The following is a 20112-nucleotide window of genomic DNA, read 5'->3' as shown; positions in this document are numbered from 1 at the left end:
CTCCGGGGAACAGATGTTTTGCGATGGGGCCAATTTATCGCCGCTGGGGCGATGAATAAAGTGGCCGCCATTCCCCGATAGGAGCTACCCCATGAACCTGATGACCCGGTTGGCCACAGCGCTGGCCCTGACCCTGGCCGCCACCGGCGCGCAGGCCGCCAACGTGCTGGTGGTGCTGTCCGACGAAAACCACCTGGACCTGAAGGACGGCAAGGTGCTGTCCACCGGCTTCTATCTCAACGAGTTGATGCAGCCGGTCAAGCTGCTGCTGGACGCCGGCCACGTGGTGACCTTCGCCACGCCGCAGGGGCGGGCGCCGACGGTGGATGCGTCCTCGGTGACGCCGGCGTACTTCGGCAACGATGCCGCACAGCTGAAACTGCACAAGGACCTGCTGGAGAAACTGGCGCTGACCTCGCCGACGGCTTCGCCGGTGGTCAGCCTGGCGCGCATCGAGCAACAGGGCTACGTGCGTTTCGATGCGGTCTACATTCCCGGTGGCCACGCGCCGATGCAGGACCTGCTGAAGAACCCGGCGCTGGGCCGGTTGCTGGCCGACTTCCACCAGCGCAACAAGACCACGGCGCTGGTCTGCCATGGGCCGATCGCGCTGCTGTCCACGTTGCCGGATGCTGCGGGTTTCGTGGCAAAGCTGGAGGCCGGTGCGATGCCGGCCACGCCGAAGTGGATCTACAGCGGCTACCAGATGACGGTGATCAGCAACCAGGAGGAGGAGCAGGCCGAACCCCTGCTGGGCGGCGGTGAGATGAAGTTCTACCCGCAGACCGCGTTGCAGCGGGCGGGGGCGCGGTTCAGCAGCAATGCGACGCCGTGGACCGGGCATGTGGTGGTGGACCGCGAGCTGATTACCGGGCAGAACCCGGCTTCGGCGCTGGAGGTGGGGCAGCGGTTGGTGGAGCGGTTGAAGTAGGGCGGATTCAGCATCGCATGCGGTGCCGTGGCACCATGGTGGGCTGGCCTCGTTCTTCCGGGCGGGGCCGTTTTCCCAGGGAAGCCCTCGAACACGACATGCGAACGTCTTTTTTCATTCTCTCCGCCCTGTGCCTTGGCTTGCTGTCCGGCTGTGCCAGTGGCCCGGAGGAACACGCCTCAAGCCGCGAGATCACCGGCGCATTCGTGGCCGACGACGGCCAGCTGTACCTGTTGCCGCGCTATGACGAGCCGATGCGCTTCAATGCCGCGCCGTTCCGCGAGTACCGCGCGCTGATGGACAGCCCGCTGCGCGAGGCAGTGGCCTGCGCGCAGATGTACTTCCATGAGGACTGGCGCGACCCAGCCAACAAGGCCAAGGTGCACGGCAGCTATGCGCTGCTGCTGCGGCCGGAGCAGGTGACGCCGGAACAGGCCGCGCAGTTCAAGCTGGAGCGGATTGAAGTGCTCCCGCGCGAGGCGAAGTATGTGGATGAGCGTGCGCGCTACTACCTGCCGCAGGACCGGAGCCGCTACGCGTTGGCGTTTGACCGTGCCTGCAATCTTTCCAAGAAGGGTGGCAGCTATTACAGCGCGCTGTTCGAGGGCGACGGCGAGCGGGTGAAGTTGCCCGATGCTGCGGCGCTGGCGGAGAAGGGGAAGCTGGCACAGCCGATCAGTGCGCGGGCGCAGCGGATCCTGCCGGAGAGGGAGGACAAGCCGGGTGTGGGTTCGGCGGCTGGCAAGGTGCTCGGCGCGGCGTTGATCCCTGTGGCGGTGCCGGTGTTTGTGTTGAGCCTGCCGTTCCTGGGGCCGGATCATTGGAAGTGATGGGGTGTTGAAGCCAGAGCATCCACGCGTGGCGTGGATCTACTTGGGTATCGCCTGAAAATTCATCCTGGAGATCTGTGTGCCCAGCACGCTGGAAACTGTTTTGAAGACCGTAGGTTTCATTGTCCTTGCGGCACTTCCGTTGGTGATCCTCTGGTTCACACTTCGGCGAATGGCAGCAACTGCTCGCTCGTCCGTGAAGTCGGGGCTGCGTTTGCATGCCCCTCGCCGGATCTCCGGTACATCCATGACCTTGGTGATGGTGGATGGGAAAGAGGATCGGGAGCACTACTTCTTTGATGCGGCGTCCTTTTACCTACGGCGTGGCCCGGTGCCTACGGCGGTTCCGCTTTCGCAGATCACCTCAGTCACTCGCACCTCCGACAAGATCTACGGGCGCTATGTGTGGCAGGTGTGCTTCAGCAAAGCATCGGGCAGAAAATGCGTGACGTTCACCAACAACCTGACGCTGTTCAATCGCGATTTCCTGCTGTTCCTGGAGGCGGTGCGGAAGGCCAATCCATTGGCGACTTTGGATCAGGCGGGTCTGTTCTTCTGATTGCGCGGGGACATCAGCGGCGCTGATTGGCAAATGGAGGGGCCAGGGGGCGAGTTGCCTTGGACACGGTGCTGGGCGATTCAGTTGTGCGGGCGTTGAGGGAGTGAATCCACGCGTGGCGTGAATCTACCGGCACCTCGGTGTGCCACCTGCCACACAGCTGGCCCGCCAACGCTCCCAGGCCTTGGCGTCGATGCCGGCCTTCAGTGCGATGGTCTGCAGCTCGGCCCAGTTCCTCGGCGACGGCGCGGCCAGCAGCCCGCGCATGAAGGCCTGCATCTTCGCTTCGCCCACCTGCTTTTCCAGCGAGAGCAGCAGCAACGGGCCATAGACGTAGAGATACATCTCACCCAGGTCCGAGCTGCTGTCGATGGCATCGAATGCTGGCAGCGGCTTGTCCTGCGTGTCGATGGCCGATTGCAGTCGCGCAATATAGCGATCGGCCGCGGCATCGCCACTGATCTCACGCAGCGCCCTGATCGACAGGAACTCGGCGCTGGACTCCAGCAGCACCCAGAAATACGGCCCCTGCGGACGGTTCAGTGTGCCGAAATAGTAATGGCCCATTTCGTGTGCGATGTACTGCACGCGCCGCTCGGCCTGCTCGCCCCCGGCCAGCAGCGAGTCGGCCACATTGCCGATGCTGCCGCTCATGGCGATGGTCGGCCAGGTGGCAAAGCCCCATTCGCTGCCTTCGCGGTCGCGCTCGATCTGGTTGAGCGTGACCATGCGCAGGAAGGTGGGGCGGTCGGCCAGCGGCGCGCCCATGTAGCGGCTGTGCACGTCGGCAACCTTCTGCACCGTGCTGGACAGTGCATCGACCTTGGCCGTGGGCAGGGTCTCGTTGAGGATGGTGACCTGCGCAGTGCGGGTGATCGGGCCGCTGCCGCCGAACAGCAGGATCGGCCGCGCGTTGTCGCTGCGGAATCGCCCCTGCGCGCCTTCGATGGCCGGGCTGCCGTTGAGATACAGGAAGCGGCAGCCGGCGCAGTCCACCTGCAGGTCGTAGCGGCTCTCGCTGCTGCGCACGCGCGCCTTGGGATCGAACGCCTGCGGCAGCCATGCGGACTGCTCGGTGAAGCGGGCGCTGTCGCCGTTGAAGGCCATCATGCCCTTGAAGTCGCCCAGGGCATCGTGCTTCGGGTACAGCGGGAACGCGCCCACATACTGCACGCAGAGCGCGGCGGCGGGCTCTGCCAGGGTATAGACACGCGCTTCGCCATCCACACCCGGGTCGTACCAGCCATCGAACCCTACCGGCTTGCCGTCACCGTCGGAGACCCGCGCGACGTTCAGACCGGCGTTGAGTACGAACGCGCCCCTTGATTCGGCTGGGAGGTTGGACATGCAGACATCGCCCTCGACACGGCCGCTGGCAATATCCAGCCGCACGCTGCCGGTGGTGAGCGGTGTGGCCGGTTGTGCGGCCGGTGCGGCCACGCTGGTAGCGGGAGCGAGCAGCGCGATCAGGGCGGCAGGCAGTAGGGCGTTGCAGGGGTTCATCGGGCCATCCTTGGGTGGATGGCGTTGACTATAGGGCCAACATCGATGGACGCGGAGAGCCTTCTGGTCACCCGGTCTTGTGGGGCTGGCGCAATGCCCTGGCCTGGTGCAGGCATACTGTCAGCCGGGCGAACGGATGCCCGCAAACAGGAAGGAAGCCTGCGCCATGACGAACATGCCAACCCAGCTCACGACTGACTTCGATGCGGTGCTCGACCGTGGCGACATTACCGAGGCGCGGCGGCTGTTGGCTCCGCAGCTTGCAAGCGGCTGTGCCGAAGCGTTGTTCCTCTCTTCTTCGATGCCTGTGGGGGAGGATGACGCACATGCCGAGGCTGACAGCTTTGCGACCCTCAAGCGAGCCGCAGAGAAGGGCTATATTCCGGCAATCCATGCGGTAGGGCTGTGTCTGTTGACGGGTGACCGCGTCGAGCAGGATGTCATGCGGGCGGCCGCGCATTTTGAGCGCGCATCGGAGGCCGGCTATCCGTCGGCCATGTACGAGTTTGGCCTGGCGCTGTTCCATGGCAAGGGAGTCGCCAGCGACGTGCCACGTGCGGTGTCCCTGATCCGCGCTTCGGCGCAGGGTGGGAATGAGTACGCCCGGGAGTTCCTGTTGGCGCATTCATTGGATGTGGACGCGTAGGAAGTGGGTGCGGCGGTCGGTGACGCTACACTGGCTGCCTATGCCCGATGGAAGCTCACCCATGTTCAATGGAAAGGTTGCGGTGGTCACCGGCTCCACCAGCGGTATCGGTCTTGGCATTGCCACCGCGCTGGCGCGGCAGGGCGCGGACATCGTGCTGAATGGCTTCGGCGATGCGGCGGAGATCGAGCGCATTCGTTCGCGGTTGGAAGCTGAGTTCGGTGTGCGAGTGGCGCATGACGGCGCCGACCTGTCGCGCGGCGAGGCGGTGCGCGGACTGATCGACCACGCCGTTGCGAAGATGGGCCGCATCGACATCCTGGTGAACAACGCGGGCATCCAGTACACCGCGTCGATCGAGGAATTCCCGGTCGAGAAATGGGATGCGATCCTGGCGCTGAACCTGTCGGCGGTGTTCCATGCAACGGCGGCGGCCTTGCCGCACATGAAGCAGCAGGGCGCCGGCCGCATCATCAACATCGCGTCGGTGCACGGGTTGGTGGGCTCGGTGAACAAGTCGGCCTATGTGGCGGCCAAGCATGGCGTGGTGGGGTTTACCAAGGTGACCGCGCTGGAGAATGCGGGCACCGGCATTACCGCCAATGCCATCTGCCCGGGCTGGGTGCGAACGGCGCTGGTCGAGCAGCAGATCACCGCGTTGGCCGAGCACGAAGGCACGGATCAGGAAACCGCCGCGCGTGCGCTGCTGGCTGAAAAGCAGCCGTCGTTGCAGTTCGTGACGCCCGATCAGCTGGGCGAGATGGTGGTGTTCCTGGCCTCGGACGCCGCAGCGCAGATCACCGGCACGGCGCTGCCGGTGGATGGGGGCTGGACGGCGCGCTAGTTGGCTGGCTGCGGCTTGCGCTGCAGCATCGGCAGCGCCACCAACGTGGCGAGAATGGTGAACAGCACCAGCGACGAGCCGACCGTGCCGAAGCCCAGGCCGCCCTTTTCCAGCGGCTTGGTGAGCAGGTCGCCGAAGGTGGCGCCGAACGGGCGGGTGAGTACGAAGGCGATCCAGAACAGGATGACCCGGTTGATGACCTTGATGCGGCTGGCCAGCGCGGTGAGCGCGATGAGGCTGCCGATCAGCAGTGCGCCGCCAGTGAAGCCCAGCCCGGAATCGTCGGCCAGGAAGTCGCCCAGCGCTGTGCCGAGCGTGTTGGAGAACAGCACGGCGGTCCAGTAGAAGCCTTCGGCGCGGCGCGATGCGATGTTGCTGACCGAGATCGACTTCTCCGACATGCGCCAGGCCAGCAACACCAGCGCCAGGCAGCCGGCCAGCAGGCTGGCGCCGGTGGCGTAGCCCAGGCCAAGCGTGCGGTCTAGCAGGTCGGAGATGGTGGTTCCAGCGGTGCTGGTCGCCAGCACCACCGACCAGAACAGCACAGGATGGAAGCGCCGTGCCGACAACTGCATGCCCAGCAGGCCGGCAAAGATCGTCAGCAGGATGGCCGAGCTGGTCACGTAGCCCAGGTTGAGCGTCATCGACAGCAGATCGCCCGCAGTCTCGCCGAGGGTGGTGGCGGCAATCTTCATCACCCAGAAGCCAAGGGTGACCGCCGCCACTTTGCTGTGCAGGGAATCTGCGTCTGAAGCACTCATCGAACGTCGCCTGGGGAGCCTGCCGGCGATGCTGTGGCGGGCGCCGTCGGAGTGCAGTCGGAACCGGGTTCGGTGAGGGTGAGCGTGGGGTTGGCGTTCAGCCCGCGCTGGCGGGGGCCGAAAGGCGAGCCAGCAGAGCATCCCAATCGGCCACGAAGCAGCCATCGCGACCACGGTTGCATTCGGTGATCCACGCGTCCAGCGATTCACTCTGTGCGCGGTAGCCGCTGACATCGCCCAGCACGGCGAAGCGCAGGCGGTAGTTCACCAGCATCTGCAGCCATTGCCCGGCCGTGCCGGAGCGCAGCTCGAAGAAGTCTGCCGAAAGGCGCTGCACCGGCACGGCAATCCACTCGGCCTGATGCCCAAGGGCGTCGCCGACCAGATCGCGCAGGCCGTTGGCATCGAGTGCGGGGCCCTGCGGCTCGATGCGCAGGAGGCGGGTGGTGCCGATGTGTTCAATGGAATCATTCATGCTGGAGGTTCTGCAGTTGACGCAGCCGGGCGAGGATGTCTTCGCGCAGGCCGGGGATGTAGTGATAGGCGTCTGCGAGCAGGGTGACGTCCGCCGTCGGGACGAGCCGTTTCATGCGTTCGGCGGCGGCAGGGGTGTCGATGAGGGCATCACGCGCGCCCATGACAAGGGCTGCCGGCGGATGCAAGGTAGCCAGGCGCTCGTCGCTGATGCGGGGGATGCGCAGCGGACGTGGCCGAACCTCGGCACGGATCAATGCCAGCAGGTCGAGCAGCGGCTGCGCACGTGCAGGTGCATGCAGTGGCGCGGGACCCATGACAGCACGGCGAAGGCGCTCGCGTCCCCATCGGCCAAGCAGCAACAGTGGCAGCGCCTTGAGCAGGAATGCACGCTGGCGCCCGATACCCGAGGGGCTGACCAGGACCAGTGCGTTGACCCGGGCAGGCCTTCGCAGCGCGTAGTCCAGTGCCAGGAAGCCGCCGAACGACAGGCCCACGAATGCTGCGCTTTCCACGCCGAGTGCGTCGAGGACATCATCCAGCCATTGCGCATGCGCATCGCTGTCCAGCGCAGGTTGCGTGCCTTCGCTGAGGCCCGGTTCGCCAATGATGTCGACGGCATGCACGCGGTAGTGCTCGCTCCAACGTTCGGCATCGAACATCCAGCTGGCGGCATTGCTGAGGGTGCCATGCAGCAGCACCAGGGCAGGGCCGTGTTCCGGGCCGCAGCTGACCACAAATGTGGAACCGGCACGGGTGGCGAGATGGTGCGATTCGTGGGGTCCCGGCCAGTCCGAAAGCACCTGGCGGTAGGCGGCAAGTACGTGCTGCGTGGGAATGCCGGGGCGCTGCCGCTTCATGCGCTGCGGTCCTGCAGCAGACGCTGCAGGCTGACCAGCAGCGCCGTGGAACCTGCCAGGCCACCGATCACGATCAGCTTGAGCACATCGTGCTCAGGCGAATAGATCGTCTCCATGCGCAGCGGCTCATCGTTGGCCTCGCGGCCGGTGACGCGCGCATGCAGGGCACGGACCAGGTCGGCGGCACGTGCCGCACCGCATCCGGGAATATCCACCACTGTGGTCAGCTGTGGGCGCGCAGCGGAGGGCTCACGCACGGTGCCGGTGAACACGTCGAGGTCTTCAGCGGTGATGCGATAGGACTTGCCGATGCGGGTCGCGCGCAGTTGGCCGCTACGGATATGCCGCAGGACGGTTTTGGGGTGCAGGCTGAGCTGCTGGGCAGCCTGATCGACGGTTAGCAACGCGGGGGACATAACGGAACTCGAGAACCATGTGCTCCCTATTGTTCCATGAAATGCAATTTTCGGGAGCGATTGGGGGTTGCGCGGCGGCGGCAACAGGGGGCCATCTGCCCGGTGCCGCTCGCGCGGGCAAATCATCCCGACAGCTACGCTGGCTTGGCGAACACATCCAGCCCCTTGCCCGTCTCCAGCAGCGACTTCAGGCTGGACAGCACGATCGGCCAGCCCTGGCGGATGCCGGTATCCATGCCGCTGCCCGGTTCCAGCTCCTCATGGGTAACCGTCAGCCGCACCATGTCCTGGTAGGGCACGATCTCGAAGGTCACCCGGCTGTAGGCGTCCGGGTTGTCGGCCTGCGAGGCGGCGGCCCAGGTGATGATCAGCCGCGAGGGCGGGGTGCTTTCCACCACCTCGCCGACCAGCTCGACCGAGCGCGTTTCGTTGGCACGCACATGCTGCCAGCGCGAGCCGGGCTTCCAGTCCGAGACGTTTTCATGGCCCCAGTAGCGGCTGGCGATCTCGGGGCGGGTGATGGCCTCGAACACCTTCTGTGGGGTGGAGGCGATGTAGATCACGTGGATGAAGCGGGTGGACTCTGCGGACATCGTCATTCTCCTTCCAGTTCGCGTTTCAGGTCATGCAGCAGGCTCAGGCGCTGCTGCTCGAACTTGCGTACCCAGCGCTCGTAGACTTCATGCAGCGGCACCGGGTTGATGAAGTGCAGCTTCTCGCGGCCACGGCGCACGGTGCTGATCAGGTTGGCGTCTTCCAGCAGGCCCAGGTGCTGGGTGACCGATTGCCGGGCCATGTCCAGGTGCTCGCAGAGCTGGCCCAGGGTCTGGCCGTTGTCTGCGCAGAGCAGGTCCAGCAGCGTCCTGCGCGTGGGGTCGGCCAGGGCCTTGAACACCTTGTCTGCATTCATGCGGAGCGTCGTCAGTTCCAGTTGTCGATCCTGATGTCGTGTGGGTTGGGCTGGCCCTTGCCGGTTTCCAGCAGGGCTTTGAGGCTCATCAGGAACACCGCCCACTTGGTGCTGCAGTGGGAGGTGAACTCGACGCGTTCCTTCCAGCCCTCGTGGGTGAACAGCACGATGCAGTAGTCGCCTTCCTGTTTCAGGGCGAAACGCGCATGCGTGCCGATCCATTCGGCGGGGCCCGCCAGGAACTTCCAGAGCACCAGCTCGCCGGGAATGAGCTGTTCCAGCTTCATTTCCATGGCGCCGATCTCCTGGCCGTTGTTCGTGAAACGCGCCTTGACCGTGCCGCCAACCTGGCGGTCGCCACGAGTATCTTCGGCCCACCATCCGGACACGCCTTCGGGGGTGGCCAAGGCCTGGTACACCTGGCTTGCGGGGGCCTTGATGCCGACCCTGTGTGCGATATCCACCATTGCAGGTTCCTCGCGATGGGCCGGCAGGCGCCGCCCTTGGGGTGACTATATGCAGGCAAATGCCTGCATGTCAATCTTCGGTGTGGAGGGGATCTGCCAGGCCTGGCCTGGCACTACTGCGTCACTGGGTCACAGGCGGGCTGAAGCATGAGGGAGAAGGGTTCGGCGCTAGAGTGGGGTGGACCCCCTCCAGGAAGGAGCAGTGCATGTACTACAGCAGTGGCAACTACGAAGCCTTCGCGCGCCCGCGTAAGCCGGCCGGTGTGGATGGCAAGAGCGCCTGGTTTGTGGGCTCGGGGCTGGCCTCGCTGGCCGGTGCCGCGTTCCTGGTGCGCGACGGCCGCATGGCTGGTGAACGCATCACCATCCTTGAGCAGCAGCAGATTGCCGGCGGCGCGCTGGATGGCCTGAAGGTGCCGGAGAAGGGTTTCGTGATCCGCGGTGGCCGCGAAATGGAGAACCATTTCGAGTGCCTGTGGGATCTGTTCCGCTCGATTCCCTCGCTGGAGATCGAGGACGCCAGCGTGCTGGACGAGTTCTACTGGTTGAACAAGGACGACCCGAACTATTCGTTGCAGCGCGCCACCATCAATCGCGGCGAGGATGCGCACACCGACGGCCTGTTCACGCTGACCGAGCAGGCGCAGAAGGACATCATCGCGCTGTTCCTGGCCACCCGGCAGGAGATGGAGAACAAGCGCATCAACGAAGTGCTGGGCCGTGATTTCCTGGACAGCAATTTCTGGCTGTACTGGCGCACCATGTTCGCATTCGAGGAGTGGCATTCGGCGCTGGAGATGAAGCTGTACCTGCATCGCTTCATCCATCACATTGGCGGCCTGCCGGACTTTTCGGCACTGAAGTTCACCAAATACAACCAGTACGAATCGCTGGTGCTGCCGCTGGTGAAGTGGCTGCAGGACCATGGCGTGGTGTTCCAGTACGGCACCGAGGTGACCGACGTCGACTTCGATCTGCAGCCGGGCCGCAAGCAGGCCACGCGCATCCACTGGATGCGTGATGGTGTAGCCGGTGGCGTGGATCTGGGCGCGGACGATCTTCTGTTCATGACCATCGGCTCGCTGACTGAGAACTCGGACAATGGCGACCACCACACTGCGGCACGCCTGAATGAAGGTCCGGCGCCGGCCTGGGACCTGTGGCGACGCATTGCCGCGAAGGATGCGGCATTCGGGCGCCCGGATGTGTTCGGCGCGCATATCCCGGAAACCAAGTGGGAATCGGCGACGGTAACCACGCTGGATGCGCGCATTCCGGCTTACATCCAGAAGATTGCCAAGCGCGACCCCTTCAGCGGCAAGGTGGTGACCGGCGGCATCGTCAGCGTGCGCGACTCGCGCTGGCTGATGAGCTGGACGGTGAACCGTCAGCCGCATTTCAAGAACCAGCCCAAGGAGCAGATCGTGGTCTGGGTGTATTCGCTGTTCGTGGATACGCCCGGTGACTACGTGAAGAAGCCGATGCAGGACTGTACCGGCGAGGAGATCACCCGCGAGTGGCTGTACCACCTGGGCGTGCCGGTGGAAGAGATTGATGCGCTGGCCGCGACCGGTGCCAAGACGGTTCCGGTGATGATGCCGTACATCACCGCGTTCTTCATGCCGCGCCAGGCCGGTGATCGCCCGGACGTGGTGCCGGAAGGTGCGGTGAACTTCGCCTTCATTGGCCAGTTCGCTGAATCGAAGCAGCGCGACTGCATCTTCACCACCGAGTACTCGGTGCGCACGCCGATGGAGGCGGTGTACACGTTGCTGGACATCGAACGCGGTGTGCCGGAGGTGTTCAATTCCACCTACGATGTGCGTTCGCTGCTGGCCGCGACCGGACGGCTGCGCGATGGCAAGGAACTGGATATTCCCGGGCCGGCGTTCCTGCGCAACCTGCTGATGAACAAGCTGGACAAGACCCAGATCGGTGGCCTGCTGCGCGAGTTCAAGCTGGTGCAGGAGGACTAGGCCTCGCCGGGCGTGGCCCGGCGCTACCAGGAAAGCCGCGTCAGGTGGCGCCGGGCCATGCCCGGCGAACGTAGCGACGGAGAGATGGCATCAAGGCTGAGCCCGCGTGCCCCGCGAGTCAGTCGGCCAGCACGGTGTCGGCACCTTCGCGGTAGCTCGCGCGGGCGCTGCCACACACCGCATGGGTGGCCGCACTGGCGGGCAGGCCGGTGGCCTTGATGCCGCGCAGTCTATCGCCCTCGAATACTTCGGCGTAGCGTTCGGCGGCCAGCGTGCCGTCGGGCAGTACGTACAGCAGGACACGCTGCAACGTGGATTGCCCCTGCAGTGGCAGCGGCTGCCGGAACGCAGGCACCTGCACGCGCGCGCTGTGCCAACGAGTCGGTGCATCGACGGTTTGCCAGCGCACCTGCAGGGGTGCGTCCAGCGATAACAATGCGGTGCCGAGGGGGGAGCCGTAGGCCGTGCAGTCCCCGGGCGCGTCCGGGATGCTCTCGATGGCCCTGTCACCGATGTCCAGTGCGGTGCCATTGACCTCCAGCCGCACGATCGGTGCGCTGCCGTAGTTGTGGATCCTGAACAGCACGAGGCCTTCAAAGCGGCTGCGTTCCAGATCGTCGGCAGTGAAGCCGCTGAGGCGTGCGAGTGTTGGCGCGACCTCCACGTGATCGCTGTAGTGGTAGTAGATGTACACGAGTTCCGGTGTGTCTGCGCGGCGCCATCCGGCATTGAAGGGGGCGGTGTCCGGATACGGCTGGCGCTCCAGGGGCACATCGGTGACAGCGCGATCTCCAGAGGGTGTGGCGTAGCGATAGTGGTCAACGGAGCGCTTCAGGCGCCCGTCCTCATACGGGAACGCTCCGTCTGCGTCGGACTGTGCATTGGGATAGCGATGGAAGGCCATGAACTGCCCGGGCGTTTCACCCTTCATGGGCAGGTCCGGGCCAGCGCCGGAGCCGGTGGATGCATACGGCGTGGTGTCCAGCCACAGCGGCTGCCCGCTGAGGTTGACGTGCAGCTCTGCGATGGAGGCACGCGAACCGCCACCAAGGCTGGCCCAACTGCTCTGCAGGGAATGCCACAGCGGAATGATGAGCATGGCGGCGACGGTCGGCACGAACATCAGCGCGTGTACCCGGCCGGGCACCTGACCGCGCTGCCGCACCATGTAGCGCAGCCAGGCCAGCAGCAGGACAAGCAGCAATGGGAGGCCGACCCAGATCGCGACGGTGGCCAGCGCCACGACGCCCCAGCCCAGGTTGGGCGTCGCCACCGCGATGAGCGAGAGCGCGGCGATGAGCACGGCCAGCAGCAGCGACACGCCGATGCCGACGCGGTAATTCCTGTAGGGGCTGTCAGTCATCACCGTTCCATCGGCAGTGTGGGGCGTGCCCCTATCTTTCGGCGGTGGGGGCGCCGTGGAAAGCCGGGAAAGAGGGCGCTCAGCAGCCGACCAGGCGGTCGGCACCGATGCCGTTGCGATGCTGGCTGCGGTACTCGGTAGGGCTCGCATCGACCTGACCCCGGAAGTGCCGACGGAACGATTCCTGTGAACCAAAGCCGGCCTGCTCAGCGATCCACTGCAGCGGCCGGTCGGTGGTCTCCAGCAGCTCGCGGGCAAAGGCCACGCGTTCGCGGATCAGCCAGTCGATGGGTGACAGGCCGGTGGCTTCCAGGAACTGCCGCTGCAGCGTGCGCTGGCTGAGCGCGGCCTGCTCGGCAAGACTGCCCAGCGAGTGCGGCTCGCGCAGGTTGCGGCGCATCCATTCCATCAGTTTTGCCAGACGCGAGGGCTCGCCATTGGGAATGGCCCGGCTGACGCGCTGGCTGCGGCCGGCATCACGCCACGGTGCCAGCACCAGCCGCTCGGCCACCAGGTTGGCTACCCGTGCGCCGTAATCCTTGCGCACCATGTGCAGCATCATGTCCATGCCGGTGGCCGAACCTGCGGAGGTGATGATGCTGCCGGTGTCCACGTACAACACATCCTCGCGTACGTCGATGCGCGGGAAGTCACGCGCCAGCGCTTCGGTGAGGCGCCAGTGGGTGGTGGCCTGGCGGCCGTCGAGCAGCCCGGCCCAGGCCAGCACGAAGGCACCGGAGCAGATCGAGGCGATGCGCGCGCCACGTGCGTGGGCACGGATGAGGGCTTCGAGCAGCGCCTGTGGTGGACGCTCGCTGGGCTCACGCCAGCCGGGAATGACGATGATGTCAGCGTCATCAACTGTGCTCAGATCGTAGGGAAGCTGCACCTGCGTGCCGCCGAGCATGCGCAATGCGCCGGGCTCGCCTGCGCAGAGCTGGGTGCGGTACCAGGCCACGCCGAGTTCCGGCCGCACGGGTGCGAACAGGCCGACCGCGCAGCCGAACTCGAACAGGCCCTGGCCGTGGCAGGCAACGATGGCGACGAGCGGTGCGGCGGGATCGGCAGGTGGGCTGGGCATGGCCTGATGCTACGGGCGGTGATGCGCGGTGCGGAGTGGTGTACGGGCATGAGGTGATGCCGGGCAGGCATATGGAGCGGTCGTTCCCCTCTTGTAGAGCCGAGCCCACGCTCGGCTCAATACCGGCAGGGGGGATGCATCTGACGCCGTCACGAAGAGCAGCCGAGCGTGGGCTCGGCTCTACAGACAGCAGTGCACCGGCAATGCCGCCTAACGTCATTACCAGCGGTCATGTGGGTGGCCGGATGTTACGGCTGGGTGACGCGTTCGTGCCTGTCGCAGTGGGTGAACAGGCCCTTGAATGGAAGCGTGTTTCCGGCCTACCCCCACGAGCCCCCATGCCTGCCGCCCACACTCCTGTCCTGAGCTCTCTTGCCGTCCTGATCGCGGCCACCCTGGCCACGTCGCCCAGCCATGCCGCTGAAGCCGATACGGATCCTGCCACCACGGCAGCAACCGCCAATGTCGCGGCATCCACGCTGGATGCCGTGGTGGTGACCGGCTCGCGCACCAGCACGCGTACGGTGAAGAACAGCTCCACGCCGATCGATGTGATCTCGGCCGAAGACCTCACCGCCACCGGCCAGGCCAACCTGCTGGAAGCACTGCAACGCGCGCTGCCGTCGCTCAGCCAGATCGGTGGCTACCAGAGCGACCAGGAGAGCCTGATCCGTGGCTACCAGCTGCGCAACCTGTCGCCGGGCTACACGCTGGTGCTGGTGAACGGCAAGCGCCGCAATGCCAGTGCCTATGTCAGTGGCGCCAACGGCGGTGGCTTCCCCGGCCATGCCTGGGCCGATCTGGCGTTGATTCCGGTCTCGGCCATCGACCATGTGGAAGTGCTGCGCGATGGCGCTTCAGCCATCTATGGCTCGGATGCGATTACCGGTGTGGTCAACGTGATCCTGAAATCGCAGGCACAGGGTGGCGAACTGGCTGTGGAAAGCGGTCAGAGCATCGACGGGGATGGATCGCGCACCAGCGTGCGTGCCAACGTGGGCCTGCCGTGGGGCGCCGATGGCTTCGTCAACCTGTCCGGCGAGACCACGCGGCAGCACCACGCGATCCGTACCCGCCGCTACATCGATGGCTATCTGAGCTATCCGGCGGTAGATGCCAACGGCAATCTGGTCGCGCTGCGACCGAACAACCGGTTGCCGACCGGCGCATCGCCGAACCCGGCAGAAGCCGGCCGCAATGCCGAGGCCAACACGATCCTCAGTTCCCCGTCGTACGCGCTGAAGGCGTTTGCGGTGAACGTGGGCCATGGGCTGGGCGAGAGCGCACAGTTCTATGCCAATGCCACCGCCAGCGATCGCACCGCGCAGGCGATCCAGAACTTCCGCCTGCCGGCGACCATCTTCACCACCTACAAGGCCCCCGGCGTACTGAGCGTGTTTCCCGATGGCTTCCTGCCGGTGCTGGAAACCAAGGAGAAGCAGTACACGGGTACCGCGGGCGTGAAGGGACAGATTGCGGGATGGGACTACGACGCCAGCCTGACCGGCAACCGCAGCACGGTGCGTACCTACACCCGCAATTCGGTGAACTACTCGCTGCCGTACCCCGGTTCGCCCACCGACTTCTACGACGGCAAGCTGGACTACCAGCAGGGCATCGCCAACCTGGACCTGCGGCGCGGGTTCGAGGTGGCGGCGTTCGCCTCGCCCCTGGAAGTGAGCGCGGGCGCGGAGTACCAGCACGAAAAATACGAGCGCGGGGCAGGGCAGTGGGAGTCGTACACTGGCTTCGGTGCGGCTGCCTTCGTCGGCTACTCCACCGCCGATGCGGTGAAGGCCACCCGCAACAGCAAGGCGGTGTACGTGGGTGCAGCCACCAACATCACCTCGCGCTGGTACCTGGATGCCGCCGCGCGCTGGGAAGACCATTCCGACTTCGGCAGCGTTTCCACGGGCCGCCTGACCACGCGCTTCGACTTCACCGATGCGCTGGGTGTGCGGGCTACGGTGAGCAACGGCTTCCATGCGCCCAGCCTGGGCGCGCAGTACTACCAGGCAACCGGCAGCTGCCCGTGCGGCACCACGCTGGTGGCACAGGTGTCTTCGCCGGCGGCGGTCGCACTGGGTGCCACGCCGCTGAAGCCTGAGAAGGCCACCAATTACAGCCTCGGCGTGACCTGGGACCCGAGCCCGGCCTTCCACCTGGCCGTGGATGCGTACCAGATCGATATCCGTGGCCAGCTCGGGCAGTCCAGCCAGATCGGCTACAACGCACAGGATCCGGCGCGCATCACCGACAACAGCGGCACGGTGCTGAGCGCGGTGCAGAAGAACACCATCGATGCACTGCTGGGTTCGGCCGGCATCAGCATCCTGCCGGGTGATGCGTTCTACGCGAGCTACTTCACCAACGTGGGCAACACCCGCACACGCGGCGTCGAATTGACCCTGGAAGCGAACCAGGAGACTGCGTGGGGCAAGCTGCGCTGGAGCTACGCGGCCAACGTGGGCCGCACCACCATCCAGAAGGTCAGCGACATTCCGGCGGCGCTGCAGGGGCTGCCGAACATCAACCTGCTGACAAAGAGCAGCGAGTACGCGCTGCGCTTCCGTACGCCGAGCTACACGCAGGTGGCCGGGCTGGGGTGGCAGAACGGGCGCTGGCGTTCGAATGTGGACTTCACGTATTACGGCCCGATCAAGCGCCTGAACAACGGCGTGGAGTACAAGCAGCCGCCGGTGCTGGTGACCAATCTCTCCGGTGCGGTGGAACTGGGTGCGGGCTGGAGTGCGGCGCTGGGCATCAACAACGTGTTCGACAAGCGCACCCGCAAGGTGCCGGAGTACGCGCGCAGTGCCACCGATGTGGCCAGCATCGAGACGACCTGGGACAACGGCGACGTGCTGGGCAACGTTGGGGCGTACTGGTATGGGCGGGTCAATTACCGGTTCTGACCTGGAGCAGTCGAGCATGGCTCGACTCTACAAGGGCGGGAAGCAGCCGAGCATGGCTCGGCTCTACAAAAGGCGAAAGGCGGCCGGACGTAGTCCGGCATCATCGAGGAGCAGTTCATGTCTTCTGCATTGAAGGTGGTTGCAGTGGTGGGGTCGCCGACCAGTTCGGCGACGTCGCGCACGTTGCTGCTGGTGCGGTATCTGCTGGAGTCGTTGCAGCAGCGGGTGCACGCCAGTGTGGATCTGGTGGAGCTGGCGCCGATCGCGCGCTCGCTGGGGCAGTCGTTGTCGCGCGATGAAGCGGAGCCCGCCGTGGAGCAGGCGCTGCAGACGATCGAGGCGGCCGAACTGTTGGTGGTGGCTGCACCGGTCTATCGGGGGGCGTATCCGGGGCTGTTCAAGCACCTGGTCGATTTCATCGGGCTGGAAGCGCTGGTGGATACGCCGGTCTTGCTGGCGGCAACCGGCGGCAGCGAGCGCCACGCACTGGTGATCGATCATCAGCTGCGGCCGTTGTTCAGCTTCCTGCAGGCGCACACGCTGCCAATCGGGGTGTACGCCACGTCGGCCGACTTCGATGGCGAGCGTATCAACAGTGCGGCCCTGCAGGCACGCATCGCGCTGGCGACCGAGCGCGCGGCCGGGCATCTGGCTGTGCAGGCGCTGGCGGTACCGGCGCCGCTGCGACGGATCGCCTGACGGCATAACCGGCGGCGCTTTGCTTATGGCCAAGGCGCATCTGCATGGCCGGATCTGACCGCCGATTGTCGCCTGGCATCGCCGTCCCGGCGGCCGTCATCTCTAGCATCGATATCGAAGCGGCATCGCATTGCCGCCCCCCGATGAGGACGCCCCCGTGAGTCTGGACGCAACCGACAAGCCCATCCTGTTCCTGCTCGACCGTGAGTTCGAGGACGGACAGATTCCCGGCCAGCGCTTCTTCTGCCGGCACAGCCTGCTGCTGGAAGGGGCGCTGTCGAGCATCGACGGTCTGGACGCGCAGCTGGACGTGCGCCGCATCGGCTTCGCGCGGCCGCGCCGCGAGGTGATCGCCGAGATCGGCGAGCAGGACCAGTCGCTGCCCAAGCTGGTGCTGCCGCAGGGCGTGCGCAGCGAGCTGGCCAGCGGCGCGCACCAGGATCGCCAGTACATCTCCGGTGCCGAGCCGATCCTGGCCGCGCTGAACGGATTGCTCGGCATTCCCGTGGCCCACCCCTGAGCGAGGACGCGACGATGAGCTATCAGATCAGCGTGTTGGACAAGAGCCCGGTGGCCGAGGGCGCCTCGCCGGAGCAAGCGCTGCGCAACAGCCTGCAGCTGGCGCAGCGCGCCGAACAGCTGGGCTACCACCGCTACTGGTTTGCCGAGCACCATGCCACGCCGACGTTGGCGAGTCCCGCACCGGAGGTGATTGCGGCGTGGGTGCTGGCGCAGACCCGGCGCATCCGTATCGGCAGCGGCGGGGTGATGCTGCGCCACTACGCGCCGTACAAGGTGGCGGAGAACTTCAACCTGCTGGCAGCGTTGGCGCCAGGGCGCGTGGATCTGGGCGTGGGCAAGGCGCCGGGCGGCCTGCCAGCGTCGACTGCCGCGCTGGCGGCCGGGCGCCCGGCGTTCGCCGACTTCGACCAGCAGCTGCGCGACCTTGAGGGCTATCTGTCCGGCGCTGAAGCCGATGTGCTGGCGCGTCCGGTTCCGCAGCAGGCGCCGGAGCGCTTCCTGCTCGGTGCGAGCCCGCAGAGTGCGCAGCAGGCGGCCGAGCTGGGCTGGCGCTTCGTCTACGCCGCGCACTTCGATGGCGACCCGAAGCACATCGAGGCCGCGTTCGATGCCTATCGCAGCGTCTCCTCGCAGCCCCCTCTGTTGGCGACGGTGGCCTTCGCCGCACCTACGGCCGAAGCGGCTGCGCGGCACATCGGTGCGCTACGCGTCTACAAGCTGCACCTTGGTCCCGGGCAGGCGGTGAACCTGCCCAGCCCCGAGGCGGCTGCCGAGTACGCACGCCAGGTGGGCGTGGCGGACTTCCGCATCGAGGAAACGCGCCCCAGCGTGCTGTCCGGCGATGCGCAGCATGTGCGTGACGAACTGGACGCGCTGCACCGGCGCTTCGGCGTGGGTGAGTTCATTCTCGATGCGCCGGTGGCCGACCTCGACGCACGCCTGACATCCCTTGAACTGCTGTCGCCCGCGCCACGCGCGGCGGTGGCCTGACCTGCAGGAGCGATCCCCATGAGCACCACCCCGCGCCACATTCCGTTCGGCATCATGCTGCAGGGCCCTGGCAGCCACATGCATGCCTGGAAGCATCCATCCAATCCGGCCGATGCCAGCGTCAACCTGCAGTTCTACATCGACATCGCGCGCACCGCCGAGAACAACGGAATTGCCTTTGGCTTCGTGGCCGATGGGCTGTACATCAACGAGAAGTCGATCCCGCATTTCCTCAACCGCTTTGAGCCGATCTCGCTGCTCTCGGCACTGGCCACGGCAACGAAGAAGATTGGCCTGGCCGGCACGCTGTCGACCTCCTACAGCGACCCGTTCACCGTGGCCCGGCAGTTTGCCTCGCTGGATCTTCTCAGCGGCGGCCGCGCCGGTTGGAACGTGGTGACCTCACCGCTGGAAGGCTCCGGCCGCAACTACGGCCGCCCGCATCCGGAGCACGCTCTGCGCTACCAGATCGCCGATGAGTATCTGGACGTCGTGCAGGGGCTGTGGGATTCGTGGGATGACGATGCCTTCGTGCGCGAGCGTGACAGTGGCACGTTCTTCGCACCGGAGAAGTTCCGCCGCCTCGATCACAAGGGCCGCTTCTTCCAGGTGGAAGGGCCGCTCAACATCCAGCGTTCGCCACAGGGCCAGCCGGTGATCTTCCAGGCCGGTTCGTCTGATGATGGTATCGCGCTGGCCGGCAAGTACGCCGATGCGGTGTTCACCCATTCGCCGTCGCTGGAAGAAACCCGCGCGTTCACCCAGAAGGTGAAGAACTCGGCGATCGCGCACGGCCGCAGCGGCAACGACGTGAAGATCTTCCCGGGCATCGGTCCCATCGTCGGCCGTACTGCCGAGGAGGCCGAAGCCAAATACCAGGCGATTGCCGCGTTGGCGACGCTGGAAGATGCGCTGGCCTACCTCGGGCGCTTCTTCGATCACCATGATTTCAGCCAGTACGACCCGGATGCACCGTTCCCGGCGCTTGGCGACATCGGCAGCAATTCGTTCCGCTCCACCACCGACCGCATCAAGCAGGACGCGCGCGAGAAGGGACTGAGCCTGCGCCAGGTGGCGCTGGAAGCGGTCAGCCCACGGCCAAACTTCATCGGCACACCGGAGCATGTGGCCGATGAGCTGATCCGCTGGTTCGATGCGGGTGCCAGCGATGGCTTCATTCTCGGCTTCGCCGCACAGCGCGAAGGCCTGGACGATTTCGTGACCCAGGTGCTGCCGATCCTGCAGGCGCGCGGTTACCACCAGCGCGAGCTGGAAGGACAGACCCTGCGCGAGCATCTGGGGCTGCCGTACAAGGCCAGCCGCTATTCGACCGATGCCGAACCGGCGCGGAAGGTAGGGTAGGGC

General features: G+C 65.7%; 21 protein-coding genes. 11 read left to right on the top strand and 10 right to left on the bottom strand.

Annotated elements, in window-relative coordinates; all coding sequences use genetic code 11:
* Window positions 1–91: 91 nt before the first annotated feature.
* The 3 genes from ACZK0Z_RS13470 to ACZK0Z_RS13460 all read left to right on the top strand — a co-directional run bounded on the left by ACZK0Z_RS13470 (window position 92) and on the right by ACZK0Z_RS13460 (window position 2320).
* On the top strand, window positions 92–931 hold the full coding sequence (locus ACZK0Z_RS13470; protein ID WP_197632291.1) for a type 1 glutamine amidotransferase domain-containing protein: 840 nt from the start codon (window positions 92–94) through the stop codon (window positions 929–931).
* Window positions 932–1029: 98 nt separating this feature from the next.
* Complete coding sequence (locus ACZK0Z_RS13465) at window positions 1030–1761, top strand: hypothetical protein (protein WP_197632290.1); 732 nt, start codon at window positions 1030–1032, stop codon at window positions 1759–1761.
* 79 nt (window positions 1762–1840) lie between these two features.
* Window positions 1841–2320: a hypothetical protein gene (locus tag ACZK0Z_RS13460; RefSeq protein WP_336339769.1), complete on the top strand. Its 480-nt coding sequence runs from the start codon at window positions 1841–1843 to the stop codon at window positions 2318–2320.
* A gap of 126 nt (window positions 2321–2446) precedes the next feature.
* On the opposite strand, the gene ACZK0Z_RS13455 is transcribed toward ACZK0Z_RS13460, so the two are convergent.
* Complete coding sequence (locus ACZK0Z_RS13455) at window positions 2447–3823, bottom strand: M1 aminopeptidase family protein (protein ID WP_197632289.1); 1377 nt, start codon at window positions 3821–3823, stop codon at window positions 2447–2449.
* A gap of 166 nt (window positions 3824–3989) precedes the next feature.
* On the opposite strand from ACZK0Z_RS13455, the gene ACZK0Z_RS13450 reads away from it, so the two are divergent.
* Window positions 3990–4469, top strand: coding sequence for an SEL1-like repeat protein (locus ACZK0Z_RS13450; RefSeq protein WP_197632288.1), 480 nt, complete (start codon window positions 3990–3992; stop codon window positions 4467–4469).
* Window positions 4470–4530: 61 nt separating this feature from the next.
* Complete coding sequence (locus tag ACZK0Z_RS13445) at window positions 4531–5313, top strand: 3-hydroxybutyrate dehydrogenase (protein ID WP_049427994.1); 783 nt, start codon at window positions 4531–4533, stop codon at window positions 5311–5313.
* Here ACZK0Z_RS13445 and ACZK0Z_RS13440 read toward each other — a convergent pair.
* The 7 genes from ACZK0Z_RS13440 to ACZK0Z_RS13410 form a co-directional block, all read right to left on the bottom strand.
* Window positions 5310–6074 (bottom strand): COG4705 family protein, encoded by a 765-nt coding sequence (locus ACZK0Z_RS13440; protein ID WP_197619534.1) that lies wholly within the window; start codon window positions 6072–6074, stop codon window positions 5310–5312. The two genes, ACZK0Z_RS13445 and ACZK0Z_RS13440, sit on opposite strands and share 4 nt — an antisense overlap.
* 97 nt (window positions 6075–6171) lie before the next feature.
* Window positions 6172–6549: a DUF4180 domain-containing protein gene (locus ACZK0Z_RS13435; protein WP_100443603.1), complete on the bottom strand. Its 378-nt coding sequence runs from the start codon at window positions 6547–6549 to the stop codon at window positions 6172–6174.
* Window positions 6542–7408, bottom strand: a complete 867-nt coding sequence (locus tag ACZK0Z_RS13430) for an alpha/beta fold hydrolase (RefSeq protein ID WP_197632287.1) — start codon at window positions 7406–7408, stop codon at window positions 6542–6544. The genes ACZK0Z_RS13435 and ACZK0Z_RS13430 overlap by 8 nt, the downstream gene beginning before the upstream one ends.
* Window positions 7405–7824, bottom strand: a complete 420-nt coding sequence (locus tag ACZK0Z_RS13425) for a helix-turn-helix domain-containing protein (RefSeq protein WP_134958261.1) — start codon at window positions 7822–7824, stop codon at window positions 7405–7407. Before ACZK0Z_RS13425 ends, ACZK0Z_RS13430 begins: the two co-directional genes overlap by 4 nt.
* A gap of 134 nt (window positions 7825–7958) precedes the next feature.
* Window positions 7959–8417: an SRPBCC domain-containing protein gene (locus ACZK0Z_RS13420; RefSeq protein WP_197632286.1), complete on the bottom strand. Its 459-nt coding sequence runs from the start codon at window positions 8415–8417 to the stop codon at window positions 7959–7961.
* Between the two features lie 2 nt (window positions 8418–8419).
* Entirely contained in the window at window positions 8420–8734 is a 315-nt protein-coding gene (locus ACZK0Z_RS13415; protein WP_010484635.1) for an ArsR/SmtB family transcription factor, read from the bottom strand.
* An 11-nt stretch (window positions 8735–8745) separates the two neighbouring features.
* On the bottom strand, window positions 8746–9201 hold the full coding sequence (locus ACZK0Z_RS13410) for an SRPBCC domain-containing protein (RefSeq protein WP_197619540.1): 456 nt from the start codon (window positions 9199–9201) through the stop codon (window positions 8746–8748).
* 206 nt (window positions 9202–9407) lie between these two features.
* Between ACZK0Z_RS13410 and ACZK0Z_RS13405 the strand changes: the two genes are divergently transcribed.
* A complete protein-coding gene (locus ACZK0Z_RS13405; protein ID WP_197632285.1) occupies window positions 9408–11177 on the top strand; it encodes an oleate hydratase in 1770 nt (589 codons plus the stop codon).
* A gap of 118 nt (window positions 11178–11295) precedes the next feature.
* Here ACZK0Z_RS13405 and ACZK0Z_RS13400 read toward each other — a convergent pair whose 3' ends face one another.
* Both ACZK0Z_RS13400 and ftrA read right to left on the bottom strand, forming a co-directional pair.
* Window positions 11296–12540: a hypothetical protein gene (locus ACZK0Z_RS13400; protein WP_197632284.1), complete on the bottom strand. Its 1245-nt coding sequence runs from the start codon at window positions 12538–12540 to the stop codon at window positions 11296–11298.
* A 79-nt stretch (window positions 12541–12619) separates the two neighbouring features.
* Entirely contained in the window at window positions 12620–13621 is a 1002-nt protein-coding gene (gene ftrA / locus ACZK0Z_RS13395; RefSeq protein WP_197632283.1) for a transcriptional regulator FtrA, read from the bottom strand.
* A 338-nt stretch (window positions 13622–13959) separates the two neighbouring features.
* On the opposite strand from ftrA, the gene ACZK0Z_RS13390 reads away from it, so the two are divergent.
* The 5 genes from ACZK0Z_RS13390 to ACZK0Z_RS13370 all read left to right on the top strand — a co-directional run bounded on the left by ACZK0Z_RS13390 (window position 13960) and on the right by ACZK0Z_RS13370 (window position 20109).
* Window positions 13960–16536 carry a TonB-dependent receptor domain-containing protein gene (locus ACZK0Z_RS13390; protein ID WP_197632282.1) on the top strand — a complete coding sequence of 859 codons (2577 nt, stop codon included), beginning with the start codon at window positions 13960–13962 and terminating at the stop codon, window positions 16534–16536.
* A 117-nt stretch (window positions 16537–16653) separates the two neighbouring features.
* Complete coding sequence (msuE, locus tag ACZK0Z_RS13385) at window positions 16654–17235, top strand: FMN reductase (protein WP_197632281.1); 582 nt, start codon at window positions 16654–16656, stop codon at window positions 17233–17235.
* A gap of 157 nt (window positions 17236–17392) precedes the next feature.
* On the top strand, window positions 17393–17755 hold the full coding sequence (locus tag ACZK0Z_RS13380; RefSeq protein WP_005416277.1) for a DUF3088 family protein: 363 nt from the start codon (window positions 17393–17395) through the stop codon (window positions 17753–17755).
* A gap of 14 nt (window positions 17756–17769) precedes the next feature.
* Window positions 17770–18747 (top strand): MsnO8 family LLM class oxidoreductase, encoded by a 978-nt coding sequence (locus tag ACZK0Z_RS13375; RefSeq protein ID WP_197632280.1) that lies wholly within the window; start codon window positions 17770–17772, stop codon window positions 18745–18747.
* A gap of 18 nt (window positions 18748–18765) precedes the next feature.
* Window positions 18766–20109: an LLM class flavin-dependent oxidoreductase gene (locus ACZK0Z_RS13370; protein ID WP_049430726.1), complete on the top strand. Its 1344-nt coding sequence runs from the start codon at window positions 18766–18768 to the stop codon at window positions 20107–20109.
* The last annotated feature ends 3 nt before the right edge of the window (window positions 20110–20112 follow it).

It is taken from the genome of Stenotrophomonas sp. 116085_Sma (assembly GCF_056479585.1).
This window is presented reverse-complemented; position numbering and strand designations above follow the sequence as displayed.

What these genes read in the sequence shown, in the direction of transcription:
- ACZK0Z_RS13465 (WP_197632290.1), top strand. Translation starts at nt 1,030, where the DNA reads ATGCGAACGTCTTTTTTCATTCTCTCCGCCCTGTGCCTTGGCTTGCTG.
- ACZK0Z_RS13370 (WP_049430726.1), top strand. Translation starts at nt 18,766, where the DNA reads ATGAGCACCACCCCGCGCCACATTCCGTTCGGCATCATGCTGCAGGGC.
- ACZK0Z_RS13400 (WP_197632284.1), bottom strand. Translation starts at nt 12,540, where the DNA reads ATGACTGACAGCCCCTACAGGAATTACCGCGTCGGCATCGGCGTGTCG.
- ACZK0Z_RS13455 (WP_197632289.1), bottom strand. Translation starts at nt 3,823, where the DNA reads ATGAACCCCTGCAACGCCCTACTGCCTGCCGCCCTGATCGCGCTGCTC.
- ACZK0Z_RS13390 (WP_197632282.1), top strand. Translation starts at nt 13,960, where the DNA reads ATGCCTGCCGCCCACACTCCTGTCCTGAGCTCTCTTGCCGTCCTGATC.
- ACZK0Z_RS13410 (WP_197619540.1), bottom strand. Translation starts at nt 9,201, where the DNA reads ATGGTGGATATCGCACACAGGGTCGGCATCAAGGCCCCCGCAAGCCAG.
- ACZK0Z_RS13425 (WP_134958261.1), bottom strand. Translation starts at nt 7,824, where the DNA reads ATGTCCCCCGCGTTGCTAACCGTCGATCAGGCTGCCCAGCAGCTCAGC.
- ACZK0Z_RS13445 (WP_049427994.1), top strand. Translation starts at nt 4,531, where the DNA reads ATGTTCAATGGAAAGGTTGCGGTGGTCACCGGCTCCACCAGCGGTATC.
- ACZK0Z_RS13375 (WP_197632280.1), top strand. Translation starts at nt 17,770, where the DNA reads ATGAGCTATCAGATCAGCGTGTTGGACAAGAGCCCGGTGGCCGAGGGC.
- ACZK0Z_RS13415 (WP_010484635.1), bottom strand. Translation starts at nt 8,734, where the DNA reads ATGAATGCAGACAAGGTGTTCAAGGCCCTGGCCGACCCCACGCGCAGG.
- ACZK0Z_RS13450 (WP_197632288.1), top strand. Translation starts at nt 3,990, where the DNA reads ATGACGAACATGCCAACCCAGCTCACGACTGACTTCGATGCGGTGCTC.
- ACZK0Z_RS13470 (WP_197632291.1), top strand. Translation starts at nt 92, where the DNA reads ATGAACCTGATGACCCGGTTGGCCACAGCGCTGGCCCTGACCCTGGCC.
- ACZK0Z_RS13435 (WP_100443603.1), bottom strand. Translation starts at nt 6,549, where the DNA reads ATGAATGATTCCATTGAACACATCGGCACCACCCGCCTCCTGCGCATC.
- ACZK0Z_RS13440 (WP_197619534.1), bottom strand. Translation starts at nt 6,074, where the DNA reads ATGAGTGCTTCAGACGCAGATTCCCTGCACAGCAAAGTGGCGGCGGTC.
- ftrA (WP_197632283.1), bottom strand. Translation starts at nt 13,621, where the DNA reads ATGCCCAGCCCACCTGCCGATCCCGCCGCACCGCTCGTCGCCATCGTT.
- ACZK0Z_RS13430 (WP_197632287.1), bottom strand. Translation starts at nt 7,408, where the DNA reads ATGAAGCGGCAGCGCCCCGGCATTCCCACGCAGCACGTACTTGCCGCC.
- ACZK0Z_RS13405 (WP_197632285.1), top strand. Translation starts at nt 9,408, where the DNA reads ATGTACTACAGCAGTGGCAACTACGAAGCCTTCGCGCGCCCGCGTAAG.
- ACZK0Z_RS13420 (WP_197632286.1), bottom strand. Translation starts at nt 8,417, where the DNA reads ATGTCCGCAGAGTCCACCCGCTTCATCCACGTGATCTACATCGCCTCC.
- msuE (WP_197632281.1), top strand. Translation starts at nt 16,654, where the DNA reads ATGTCTTCTGCATTGAAGGTGGTTGCAGTGGTGGGGTCGCCGACCAGT.